Origin of the sequence: Mycobacterium sp. AMU20-3851, assembly GCF_043974665.1 — a bacterium.
Classification (GTDB): Bacteria; Actinomycetota; Actinomycetes; order Mycobacteriales; family Mycobacteriaceae; genus Mycobacterium.
On record NZ_CP146371.1, the window covers coordinates 4994622 to 5006711 of the forward strand.

The window sequence follows — 12090 nt, forward strand, 5'->3', positions numbered from 1 at the left end:
AAGCCTGTGCCACCAGCGGCTTTTCAGCGCGGCGAGGGAGTTCACCCGAGTGCCGCCCGGATGGCGGCATGCAGCGCCCGCAACGAGGACCGGTCGGCCTTCACCTCCAGTACCCGCATGCCCTCGAAGGGTTCGCGCAGTACGTCGGCGAGCGCGTCCACCTCGACCTGGCGGCTGTCCACGTGATACGCCCGGCACAGCGCGGCGATGTCGACGTCGTGCGGGGTGCCGAAGATGCGCGAGGACACATCGGAGAACCGCGGGTCGCCCTGCTCCAGCAGTTCGAAGATGCCGCCGCCGTTGTCGTTGGACACCACGATGGTCAGGTTGCGCGGGCGCGGCTCGGTCGGCCCGATCAGCAACCCGGAGCTGTCGTGCACGAAGGTCAGGTCACCGATCAGCGCGATCGTCTTCGGCGATCGGGGCGACCCGCCGTCCTCCCCGCTGCGTTCATGGGCCAGTGCGGCGCCGATGGCCGTCGAGACGGTCCCGTCGATACCGGCCACGCCGCGGTTGGACCGCACTTTGACCCCGGGCGCGCTGAGCCCGACCAGGGCGATGTCACGCACCGGATTGGAGGCGCCGAGCACCAGCTGGTCCCCGTCGCGCAGTCCGTCGGCGACGGCGGCCGCGACGTGCAGGCCGGTGGTGTGCGGGTGCTGCTCGAGCTGGGTCCGCACGGCCGCGCAGGTGCGCTCGTTCAACTCGGCGCACCGCCGCAACCAGGCCGGGTCGGGTGTGCCGGTGGTGACCGCCCGGGTGCCGGTGGCCAGCGAATTACCGGACACATCGGGCCAGCGCGGGCCGGTGGTGAGCGCGAAGACCGGCACCGACGGGTCGGCCAGCAACGCCGACACCGGCCGGTGCAGGGTCGGCCGGCCCAGCATGATGACCTGCTCGGGGTGCAGCAGCGACAACGCCAGCGGGTGCAGCGGGTTGGCCGCGTGCAGGCCTGTCGGGGCGGTCGGCTCCGACACGGTCGGCAGCCCGGCCAGGTTGGGGTGCGACCCGGCACCGTGTCCGGCGATGACGACGGTGTTCGGGGTGAGGTCGATCTCCAGTGGCTGGTCGAAGGTGACCGGCGGGGTGTGGGTCCAGGACCGGCCGTCCGGGCGACCCGCCGGAATGTCACCCGCGTCGTCGCGGTCGGGCACCAGCGGCTCGCGCAGCGGTATGTCGAACTGCACCGGTCCCGCGTTGGCGCTGCGGGATCCCTTGGCCGCCACCAGAACCCGGCAGGTGGCCGAGCGCCACTGGGCGTTCAGCGCGGCCAGATCACGCAGACGCCCCCCGTCGCTCCGCTCGCCCCCGGGTCCTTCCGCCAGACCCAGGCTGATGCTGGCCCGCACCTGCCCGGCGAAGTAGCCGAGTTGTTCCATGGTCTGGTTGGCGCCGGTGCCCAGCAGTTCGTAGGGGCGGTTGGCGCTCAGCACGATCAGCGGGACCCGGGCGTAGTTGGCCTCCACCACCGCCGGGCCCAGGTTGGCCACGGCGGTGCCCGAGGTCATCGCGATCGGCACCGGGGCCTGCCCGGACACCGCCAGACCGATCGCCAGATAGCCGGCGGTGCGCTCGTCGATACGCACGTGCAGGCGGATCCGCCCGGCGCGGTCGGCGTCGTGCAGCGCGAACGCCAGTGGGGCGTTGCGTGACCCGGGGCACAGCACCACGTCCCGCACGCCGCCGCGAATGAGTTCGTCGACGACGACGCGGGCCTGGGTCGTCGAGGGGTTCACCAGAACAGCCTAGAGCTTTGGTTCAGCAAAGAATTCCAGGATGGCCTCGTTGACGGCGTCGGGGTGCTCGATGAACCCCAGGTGACCGGCGTCGGGGATCTCCAGATAGCGACCGTTCGGGATGGCGTCGGCCACCTCCCGGCTCAGGTGCGGGGCCATCAGCACATCGTCGCCGAAGCCGATCACCAGCACCGGCACCTTGATGTGCTGGTAGGCGGGCAGCCGGTTGCCCTCCGGGGAAACGGCAAGCTGGCTCTTGAGGCCCGGGGTGTACTTGGTGGGCCACATGGTGAACATCTCGGCCCAGTCCCGCACGGCCCGGTCGTCGTTGAGGGTCTTGGGTGAGAAGTTCTCCAGCAGGCGGATTTTCGCGTCATAGCTGGGCGGCAGGGTGATGCCGGCCTCGTGGAATTCGCGTTCGGCCTTGTTGAAGAAGTCGCGGGCGCCGTCATGCCGGCCCCGGGTTGCCATCAGCGCGGCCTGGCTCACCAGCTCGGGTCGCGAGACCATCAGCTCCTGGGCGATGAACGAACCCATCGACACCCCGACCACCCGGACCGGTCCACCGACCACCTTCTCGATCAGCGAGGCGGTGTCGGCCACCACCTGCTCGGTGCTGAAGCCGGTGGCGTTCTCGGTGGCCCCGACGCCGCGGTTGTCGAACGTGATCACGCGGTAGCCGGCGCGCTGGAATACCGGCACCTGGTGGAGGTGCCAGGTGCGGCCTGCGCCGCCGCGGCCCGCGATGAAAAGCACCGGTTCGCCGGTGCCGCCTTTGTCGACGTAAGCAAGATTCACTTGCTCGAGCCTACTTGCGGGCGCGCACCCTGCGGATCGCCTGGTCCCACAGCAGCGCTGTACTGGCCTTCAGGGTGGCCGGCTTGAGCACGTCCCGGGAGAGCAGGGCGGTGGCGCCGGCCTTGGTGGCCGCCGAGGCCTTGGAGATGTGGCCCGAGTCGAACGGCGGCTGCGGGTCGTACTCGATGCCCAGTTGGATCGCCTTGGCCTTGGCCTCACCGGCGATCTGCCCGGCCAGCCACAACCCCAGGTCGATACCGGCCGACACCCCCGCGGCGGTGACGTACTTGCCCTGATGCACCACCCGCTCGTCGCCGACCGCGCTCACCCCGAAGGTCTTGAGCATCGGGACCACGAGCCAGTGGGAGGTGGCCTTGCGTCCTTCCAGCAACCCGGCCGCGGCCAGCAACACCGACCCCGAGCAGACCGAGGTGGTCCAGGTCGAGGTCGCGTCGGCCTTGCGCAGCCAGGCCAGTACCGGCTCGTCGCGGGCGTGCTCGAAGGTGGTCGGCCCGCCGGGCACCAGGATGACGTCCGGGGACGGGGTCTCGGCGAAGGAGTGCGTGGCGCCGACGGTCAGGACACCGGAGTCGGCGGTGACGGGGCCGGGCTCATGCCAGACGAACCTGACCTCGGCGTCGGGCAGGTAGTGCAGCGTCTCGTAGGGACCGATGAAGTCCAGCGCGGTGAATCCGGGGTACAGCACGATGGCGATCTGCATCATCTCTCCTCAGGCGAAGGTCTTGCGGTAATGGTCGGGCGCTATGCCGATGCGACGAACGAAGTTGCGCCGCATCGTTTCTGCGGTACCGAAGCCGCACCGGGCGGCGATGACGGTGACGGTGTCGTCGGTTTCCTGCAGTTGGCGCCGGGCGGCTTCGGTCCGGATCCGTTCCACGTAGGCGCCGGGCGCTTCTCCGACCTCGTCGGTGAAGACCCGGGTGAAGTGCCGCGGGCTCATCGCGGCGCGTCGGGCCAGATCGCTGATGCTGTGTGCGCCACCGGGTTCGGCCTCGATGGCTTCCTGGACCTCGCGGATCGGGGCCCGTTTGGCGCGCGGCGCCCAGACCGGGGCGGCGAACTGGGTCTGCCCGCCCGGGCGGCGCAGGTAGAGCACCAGCCACCGGGCCACGGTCTGCGCGAGGTCGGTGCCGTGATCCTCCTCGACCAGGGTCAGCGCCAGATCGATGCCCGCGGTGACACCGGCCGCCGTCCACACCGTGTCCGAACTGCGCAGGAAGATGGGATCGGGATCGACTGCCACGGAAGGGAATTCCTCGGCCAGCCGGTCGGCGAAGGCCCAGTGGGTGGTGGCCCGGCAGCCGTCGAGCAGGCCGGCCTCGGCAACCAGGAACGCCCCGGTGCAGACGCTGACCACCCGCCGCGAGGTGGAGGCCGAGCGCCGCAGCCAGTCCAGCACCGCGGGGTCGCGACGGAGATCGTCGATCCCCGCGCCGCCGGGTATCAGCACGGTGTCGACCGGGTGGGCCGGCAGCCGGTGCGCGACGATCTCCAGACCGGTCCCGGTGCTGGCGGGGCGACCGTCCGGGGAGGCGACGACGACGTCGTAGCCGTCCTCGTGGCGCCCCAGTCCGGCCAGTGCCAGCGAGGCGGCGGTGAACACCTCGTACGGACCGACCAGGTCGAGTGCCTGCACGCCCGGATAGCCGAGCAGCACCACCGATCGCTTCACGCATCTCATGGTGAGGGAGTTTCCGGATGGCGTCTACGCCATGGTCCCCACAGATCAGGACATGTCGGACGGTCGGACGATGCTGCGGGGATGAAGCAGTACACCTACCGGGCGATGTGGTCGCCTACCGAGCAGTGCTACATCGGTCACTGCCTCGAGTTTCCCGGGTTGCGCGGCCGAGGTCAGACGGCGGGCGAGGCCATCGCCGCCGTCGAGCGGCTGGTGAACGAGGATGTGGCCGGGGCGCTCGCCGCCGACTGGAAACCACCGGATTCACTCACCGACCGCGAATACAGCGGGAAGTTCGTGCTGCGGCTGACCCCGGAACTGCACGCTCACCTGGCCGTCGAGGCTGCCGAGCAGCGGGTGTCGCTCAATCAGTGGGTGGTGCAGAAACTGGTGAATCGGCAGGATCGGCACGACTTCTGAGTCGGCAGCCGCAATGCGTTTCGAAACGTGGTACTACCGGCAGTACCACCGGGACCGCGGTACTACCGGTAGTACTGCTTCTCCGAAGGTGTTCTGCCCCCAAATTCTGTGCCGGACCGGCACTCACAGCCGGCGCAGCGACCGCAGAACCCTCGCCACCAACGGCTTGGCCGTAATCCCTTTCCGCAGATTCCGCTGCATGCCGGTGAAATCGGCGATGACGAGGTGGCGCACCCCGTGATCACGCCACACCGCCGCCCGTTCCAGGACCTCCTCGGGACGTCCGCACAGCGCCGCGTTGCGGGCCACCTGCTTGGGCACCTTCTCGATGAGCGCCAGTGCCGTCTGCTCGTCCCAGTCCTGGGGCAGGAGGTCCTGCGCTCCGGCGAAGCCTCCGCCGAGCGGGTGCTGTGCCCCGTGCTGCGCGAAATAGGCGTCGGAGGCGTTCAACATTCCGGCCCGCAGGACTTCGGACTCCAAGGCCTCGTCGAGGTCGTCATCGGTGCGGCAGACGACGGCCGGCAGCCATACGGCGGGAGTGATCGCCATCGGGTCGCGGCCGGCATCCGAGGCCGCGGAGCGAACCACGTCCAACCGCTGCGCGTATTCCGCCGGCGTGTGCGGGAACCCCGGAAAGTAGGCGTCGGCGTAGCGGCCGGTTGCGCGCAACATCCGCGGCCCGTGCGCGCCCACCCAGATCTCCGGCCACTTCCCCCGGTAGGCCGGCAGGTCGAAGATGGCATTGCGGAGCGGGAAGAACTCCGAATCCCGGTTGACCAGTTCGCCGCCGGAGTTCCACAGGGCCCGGATGGTCGCCATCGCCTCCTCGAACCGGGCCACCGGCCGATCCCACGGCACCCCGTAGGGTTCGTTGCCCTCGCGCTCGCCCGGACCGATGCCGAGGATGAACCGGCCCTTGCTGAGCAGGCCCATGGTGGCGGCGGCCTGCGCGGTGACCGCCGGATTGCGCCGGCCGGTGTCGGTGACGCCGACGCCGAGGTGGAACCGCCCGACGCGATTGCGCGCGGCGATGTGACCGAGCATGGTCCACGGTTCGAGGCAGGCGTCAGCCGAGGGCAGGAACTTGGCCGCACCACAGTATTTGGGCTGCCACAGCGAACGCGGGAACAGTGCGTTCAAATGGTCCGGCACCCAGAACGAGTCGACCCGCGTCGCGAGCGCGGTCAGATATGTGGCCCTGACAAATGTGTCGGCAGAAGGCCGGCCCGCGATCAGCGGGTCCATCAGCCCCACCCGGAAACGACTCATACCCAGCAGTGTCCGACAGTCGCACCGCGGGGGATCGCGTAGTGGACTACTCGGATATGAGCGGGTAGCACTCCCGGATCCGGTCGATCCACCACTGCCTGCGCTCCCCCGGCGCGGCCAACCCGGACAGCCGGGCCGGATCCGGAACCACCGACCCGACCGACAGGCAGCCGTCGACCGGGGCCACCGGATCGACCACGTCCTCGACGAACAGTCCGCCGGTCCCCAGCCCGCACGCGTACCGCAGCTCCGGCAGACAGGCCGCGGCCAGCAGCCCGCGTGACATCCCGACCGCGCTGTCCAGCGCACTGGACACCACCACCGGGATCCCGATCTGCCCGGCGATCTCCAGTAGCCGCCGGACCCCGCCCAGCGGGGCGACCTTGACCACCGCCACGTCGGCCGCCCGCAGCGCCGCCACCCGCAGGGGGTCGTCGGCCTTGCGGATCGACTCGTCCGCCGCGATCGGGGTCGCGATCTGGCGACGCAGCGTCGCGAGCTCTTCGACTGTGGCACAGGGCTGTTCGAGATACTCCAGGCATCCCAGGGCGGCCGCGGCGGTCGCCGCCTCGGCCACACTCCAGCCACCGTTGGCATCCACCCGCACCTTGGGCACCAGCGCACGCACCGCGTCGACCCGGGCGATGTCGTGGGCCAGCGTCTGGCCGGGCTCGGCGACCTTCACCTTCGCCGTCTGCGCGCCGGGGAAGCGGGCCAGCACCTCCGGCACCCGGGCCGGATCCACGGCCGGCACCGTCGCGTTGACCGGAATGCGGTCCCGCACGGGTGCGGGTGCCGGCTGGTAGGCGGCCTCGATCCCGGCAGCCAGCCAGTGCGCGGCCTCGGCCGGCCCGTACTCCGGGAACGCGCCGAACTCGCCCCAGCCGGCCGGGCCGTCGAACAGCGCCACCTCACGAACGGTGATGCCGCGGAACCGGACCCGCATCGGCAGCGCGACGACATGCAGGCGTGCCAGGATCTCCTCCAGCGACGGCGCATTCACCATGTCGCCCATCATGCCGAAGCACGCTCAGGCGGCGCCCAGCACCCGCTGCATATCCGGTTTCATCTGCTGCAGCTGCGCACCCCAGTAGCCCCAGTTGTGGGTCCCGGTCGGCGGGAAGTTGAACACCGCGTTGGTCCCGCCGGCGGCGACGTACTGGTCGCGGAAGTTGAGGTTGCTCTGCAGCGCGGTGTTCTCCAGCAGCCCGGACACCCCGCCGCCGCCCAACTCCCCCGGCGTGCCGGTCCCGCAGTACACCCAGATCCGGGTGCCGTTCGACACCAACCGCCCCACCTGCAGCGTCGGATCGTTGCGTGCCCAGGCCGGGTCTCCCTGCGGGCCCCACATGGCGGCGGACGAGAATCCGCCGGCGTCGTTCATCGCCAACCCGATCAGACCGGGCCAGACCCCGACCGACGGGTTCAGGAACGCCGACAGCGACCCCGCGTAGCTGAACTGCTGTGGGTGAAAGGCCGCCAGGATCAGCGCCGAGTTGCCCGACATCGACAGGCCGACCACGGCATTGCCCGTCGTCGACACGCCCTTGTTGGCGGCCAGCCACTGCGGCAGCTCACTGGTCAGGAACGTCTCCCACTTGTAGGTCTGCACCCTGCCGTTGCCCGCAGCCGGTTGGTACCAGTCGGTGTAGAAGCTCGACATGCCGCCGACCGGCATGACCACCGACAGCCCGGATTCATAGAACCATTCGAAGGCGGGGGTCTCGATATCCCAGCCGTTCGCATCGTCGCGGGCACGCAGGCCGTCCAGCAGGTAGACCGCGTGGGTTCCGCCGCCCTGGAACTGGACCTTGACATCGCGCCCCATGGCCGCCGACGGCACCATCACCGTCTCGACCGGCAGCCCCGCCCTGGACCAGGCGCCGGCTTGTTGCGGCGGCCCGAGCAGTCCGACCGTCACCAGCAGGACGGTCAGGATCGCCGCTGTCCGGACCAGTTTCTGAAATTCACGTGTATCCGCCATGCCGTATCCCCCGTATCTTCGGGCACACGTATGGGCGCAAAACTACTCCGGCCGGACCGAGAAAAATAGCCGCACAGCGCAGTCTTTTCTGCGATGCCGCTGTCACTCAGACGGTGGCGCGCTCGCGACCCTCCCAATACTGCTGGCGCAGATCACGCTTCAGGATCTTGCCGGTGGGGTTGCGCGGCAACGCCGCCACCACATCGACGGTCTTGGGACACTTGTAGGCGGCCAGACGCTCGCGGGCCCACCCGATCAATTCGGCTTCGGGAGTCTCGTCCTGCAGTGCCACAACGGCTTTGACGGCTTCGCCCCACTTCTCGTCGGGCACCCCGAAGACCGCGACCTCGACGACCGCCGGGTGCTCGGCCAGGATCCGCTCGACCTCGATCGAGTAGACGTTCTCACCCCCGGTGATGATCATGTCCTTGATCCGGTCCTCGACGAACAGATAGCCGTCCTCGTCGAGGCGGCCGATGTCCCCGGTGCGGAACCAACCGTCGGGCGTGACGGCCTCCGCGGTGGCCTCGGGCAGGTTGTGGTACCCCTTCATCAACTGCTTTGTCCGGAACCATATTTCACCTTGCTTGCCGACCGCGACGTCGTGGAGGGTGTCCGGATCGACGATCCGCACCTGCACACCGTTGATCGGCTTACCGGCACTGACCAGCCGGTCCTGGTTGTCCCCGCGGTGATCGTCGGGCCCCAGCCGGGTGGCCACCCCGCAGACCTCGGTCAACCCGTACACCTGGATGAAGTCGGTGTCCGGCCAGGCCTTGAGTGCTTCGCGCAGCAACGGCAACGGCATCGGCGAGGCACCGTAGGAGAAGGTCTTCAGCGCACCGAACAGCGCCACCGCGTCCGGGCCGGCCTGCAGCACCGTGGCCAGCACGGCCGGTACCAGGAAGGTCCGGTTGCAGCCGGCCAGGATGCCACCGGCCAGTGCCGCACCGTCGATGTCGCGGGTCATGTAGCTGGGGGCGCCGTTGTAGAGCCCGAACTGCATGTACGAGGTGCCACCGACGTGGAACAGCGGCATCGAGACGAGATTCTTGTCGCCATCCTTGAACGGCCACTCGTCGAAGGCGTTGACGGTGTGTGCGATCAGATTGGCGTGGCTGATGGTGACGCCCTTGGGCCGGCCGGTGGTGCCCGAGGAATACATCACCACCACGGTGTCCTCGGTGTGCAGGTCAGGTGCACGCTCGGCGGGAGTGGCCGCGGCCAGCACCGCCTCGTACTCGTCGTCGCCTTCGGGGGCGACCACGATGATCTCGGCCACGCCGGGCAACCGGTCGCGGATGGATGCCACCGTCGGGACGAACTCCTCGCCCACGAACAACACCTTGGCGCCGCAGTCGTTGAGGACGTATTCGACCTCGTCGCCGGCCAACCGGAAGTTGACGATCGTGGTGGCCGCACCCAGCGATCCCGCCGCCAGCGTCACTTCCACACACGCGGGGTGGTTCTTGTCCAGGAAGCCGACCACGTCGCCGCGGCCGATCCCGCGTGCCGCCAGCGCTCCGGCCGCCCGGCGGATCCGGTCGTCGAACTCAGACCAGGTCCAGGTCCGGCTCAGATAGGTGACCGCCTCGTCATCAGGCTTCGCGGCTGCCCAGTGTGCGACGCGCTCGTCGAGAAAGCGCGGCTCTGCAAGCTCAGACATGCCCGACAGCCTGCCATGACAGCTGTCAACTCATGCGGTTTTCGGATGAACCAGCCGCCCGGCGAGGTAGGTCGCGCGGACCTCCAGACCGGCGATCTCTTCGGGGTCCACCGTGCGTGGATCGGCGGACAGCACAACGAGATCGGCATACTTGCCCACCTCGATCGACCCGAGCCGGTCGTCGGCGAACAGTTGATACGCCGCGTCGATGGTCTGCGCCCGGATAGCCTGGTCCACCGTCAGGCGCTGGTCGGGACCGAGCACCCGTCCGCTCGGAGCCGTCCGGGTCGCGGCGACGCTGATGTTGCGCAACGGTTCCTCCGGGGTCACCGGTGGATCGTTGTGCAAGGAGATACGCATCCCGGTCGCGGCCGCCGACCCGCACGGCATCCAGCGATCACCGTGCTCCGGCCCGAACAGGCCGTCGACGATGACGTCGCCCCAGTAATGCAGGTGGTCGACGAACAGGCTGCAGGTCACCCCGAGCGCGTGTGCGCGCTCCAGCTGCTCGTCGGTGATGGCGCCGACATGCTCGAGGCGCAGCCGGTGATCCTCTCGGGGCCAGCGTTGCAGTGCCTCCTCATAGACATCCAAGATGGTGTCCACACCGGCGTCGCCGTGCACGTGGCAGGCCAGCTGCCAGCCCTTGGGGAAGAACGCGCCGACGATCTCGGAGAGCTGCTCGCGGGTGTAGTTCGCGTGCCCGCACGACCCGGGCACCACACCGATGGTGCGGGTGGCCTCGGTGTCGAGGTACGGGAAGGTCAGGTCGATGTTGCCCACCCACGGTGAACCGTCCACCCAGATCTTGATGCCGACCTGGCGCACCATGTCGTCGCCGTCGAAAGGTGCTGCCTCGGTGTGCAATTCGGCGGTGGACATCTCGTAGGTACGCAGCCGCACCGTCAACCGATCGTGCATGGCGGCCAGCACGGGCCGGAACATCGGGTCGAAGGCCATCTCCGAGCAGGTGGTCAGGCCGGCCCGGGTCAGCCGGTCACACTCGGCCATCAGCATCGCCGGGTAATCACCGACCGAGATGACACCGCCGATCAACGAGAACACCGCGGCGGATTCCTCCGCGGTGCCGTCCAGCTCGCCGGCGTCGTCACGACCGTACCGCGCCCCGGCGGGGTCCGGGGTGTCGCGGGTGATCCCGACCGCCCGCGCCGCCGCGGTGTTGAAGAATGCCTTGTGCCCCGAGTTGTGCAGGATCACCAGCGGGGTGTCGGCGACACCGTCCAGCCACTCCAACGTCGGATCGGGTAATCCCTTCTGCAACAGCGGGTCCCAGCCGTTGAGGTACGCACCGTCGGCGCCGCGGCGGGCCACCTCGGCGTGCACCGCCGCCACCACATCCTCGGCCGACTGCAGCGTCACCGGCCGGATGTCGACCATCCGGTCCGACAACGCCACCGCCTCCATCAGCGGGTGCCCGTGCGCCTCCACGAATCCGGGCAACACACAGCCGTCACCGGCGGACACCACCGTGGTGTCCGGTCCGATCCAGCTCGGCAGTTGGTCCTCGGGCACGTCCACCGCCGCGATGCGGCCGTGGGCGACGACGACGTTGCGCGCGGTGGGCCGCGCCTCGTCGACGGTGAGGACGGTGCCGGTGATCACCAAATCGGCCGGGTGCTGGGGGCTGGGCATGGCGGCAACGTTAGTTCCAGCGAGGGGGCGAACGTGCGATGAAAAAAGTTCGTGGCGCGTGTCGATTCTCCAGTGGTTCCGTTCGACGTATCGGTGAGGGCCCGACAGACAGCCCTTCGATGGACACACCAGGGAACAAGGAGAGAACACAATGTCGCGCTACATGATGATCATGCGGGTCGACCCGTCCGCCGCCGCGGACTTCGCCGACGTCGACTTCAACGAGGTGATCGAGTCGATGGGCCGCTACAACGAGGAACTCATCAAGGCGGGCGTCATGCTGGCCGGTGAGGGTCTGTGCGAACCCGAGGAGGGCTTCGTCGTCGACTTCGCCGCCGACCCGCCGGTGGTCACCGACGGTCCGTACACCGAGGCCAAGGAGTTGTTCAACGGGTTCTGGATCATCGAGACCTCCTCTGTCGAGGAAGCCAAGCAGTGGGCGCGCAAGTGCCCGCTGGGGCCCGGGGTGCGACTGGAGGTCCGCCGGGTCAGCGAGACCGAGGAGTTCGACACGTCCAACCCGTGGATCCAGAAGGAGATCCAGTGGAAGGCCGACCTGGCAGAGAAGGCCGCACAGTCGGCGCGGGTGGCGGCCGGCCGCTAGGACGCGCTATCTGGCGCGGATCCGCACGGGTCCGCGCCAGGGGGCGTCGGGGTCGAGCACTTCACCTTTCTGGCTGATCTCGACCTCACCGCGGCGGGCCAGTTCCCGCGCCAGGGCGCGGGCGTCCTCCATCAGATCGCGCCACTGCTCCCCGCCGACCGCGCGGGCGGCATCCGAGGGGCAGATGGTCTTGTCCGGTCCACGTTCGCGGGCCAGCGTGAGGATCGCCCGGCGCAGGTCGGCTTCGACGCTCATGAC

At 69.1% G+C, this 12090-nt stretch carries 12 protein-coding genes; 2 read left to right on the forward strand and 10 right to left on the reverse strand.

What is annotated here, in order from left to right:
• Positions 1-41 precede the first annotated feature (41 nt).
• From menD to V4U86_RS23860, 4 genes are read right to left on the reverse strand one after another with little or no spacing between them, the layout of a single operon-like run.
• A complete protein-coding gene (menD, locus tag V4U86_RS23845) occupies positions 42-1736 on the reverse strand; it encodes a 2-succinyl-5-enolpyruvyl-6-hydroxy-3-cyclohexene-1-carboxylic-acid synthase (RefSeq protein ID WP_395308331.1) in 1695 nt (564 codons plus the stop codon).
• A gap of 9 nt (positions 1737-1745) precedes the next feature.
• A complete protein-coding gene (locus V4U86_RS23850) occupies positions 1746-2534 on the reverse strand; it encodes an alpha/beta fold hydrolase (RefSeq protein ID WP_395308332.1) in 789 nt (262 codons plus the stop codon).
• Between the two features lie 10 nt (positions 2535-2544).
• Entirely contained in the window at positions 2545-3255 is a 711-nt protein-coding gene (locus tag V4U86_RS23855) for a DJ-1/PfpI family protein (RefSeq protein WP_395308333.1), read from the reverse strand.
• 9 nt (positions 3256-3264) lie between these two features.
• The gene (locus tag V4U86_RS23860; protein ID WP_395308334.1) at positions 3265-4227 is read right to left on the reverse strand and encodes a GlxA family transcriptional regulator; all 963 of its coding nucleotides are present in this window, start codon (positions 4225-4227) and stop codon (positions 3265-3267) included.
• A 90-nt stretch (positions 4228-4317) separates the two neighbouring features.
• Here V4U86_RS23860 and V4U86_RS23865 point away from each other — a divergent pair, with 90 nt between their 5' ends.
• Positions 4318-4656 (forward strand): type II toxin-antitoxin system HicB family antitoxin, encoded by a 339-nt coding sequence (locus V4U86_RS23865; RefSeq protein WP_395308335.1) that lies wholly within the window; start codon positions 4318-4320, stop codon positions 4654-4656.
• Between the two features lie 123 nt (positions 4657-4779).
• On the opposite strand, the gene V4U86_RS23870 is transcribed toward V4U86_RS23865, so the two are convergent.
• The 5 genes from V4U86_RS23870 to V4U86_RS23890 form a co-directional block, all read right to left on the reverse strand.
• Positions 4780-5925: an LLM class flavin-dependent oxidoreductase gene (locus V4U86_RS23870; RefSeq protein ID WP_395308336.1), complete on the reverse strand. Its 1146-nt coding sequence runs from the start codon at positions 5923-5925 to the stop codon at positions 4780-4782.
• Positions 5926-5971: 46 nt separating this feature from the next.
• Positions 5972-6931, reverse strand: coding sequence for an o-succinylbenzoate synthase (locus tag V4U86_RS23875; RefSeq protein WP_395308337.1), 960 nt, complete (start codon positions 6929-6931; stop codon positions 5972-5974).
• A 24-nt stretch (positions 6932-6955) separates the two neighbouring features.
• Positions 6956-7909: an esterase family protein gene (locus V4U86_RS23880; protein WP_395308338.1), complete on the reverse strand. Its 954-nt coding sequence runs from the start codon at positions 7907-7909 to the stop codon at positions 6956-6958.
• A gap of 106 nt (positions 7910-8015) precedes the next feature.
• On the reverse strand, positions 8016-9575 hold the full coding sequence (locus tag V4U86_RS23885) for a long-chain-fatty-acid--CoA ligase (protein ID WP_395308339.1): 1560 nt from the start codon (positions 9573-9575) through the stop codon (positions 8016-8018).
• Between the two features lie 30 nt (positions 9576-9605).
• Positions 9606-11228, reverse strand: a complete 1623-nt coding sequence (locus V4U86_RS23890) for an amidohydrolase (protein ID WP_395308340.1) — start codon at positions 11226-11228, stop codon at positions 9606-9608.
• A 151-nt stretch (positions 11229-11379) separates the two neighbouring features.
• On the opposite strand from V4U86_RS23890, the gene V4U86_RS23895 reads away from it, so the two are divergent.
• Complete coding sequence (locus tag V4U86_RS23895; protein ID WP_395308341.1) at positions 11380-11832, forward strand: YciI family protein; 453 nt, start codon at positions 11380-11382, stop codon at positions 11830-11832.
• 6 nt (positions 11833-11838) lie between these two features.
• Here the strand turns inward: V4U86_RS23895 and V4U86_RS23900 are convergent, their stop codons facing one another.
• Entirely contained in the window at positions 11839-12087 is a 249-nt protein-coding gene (locus tag V4U86_RS23900; protein ID WP_395308342.1) for a DUF3253 domain-containing protein, read from the reverse strand.
• Positions 12088-12090 lie beyond the last annotated feature (3 nt).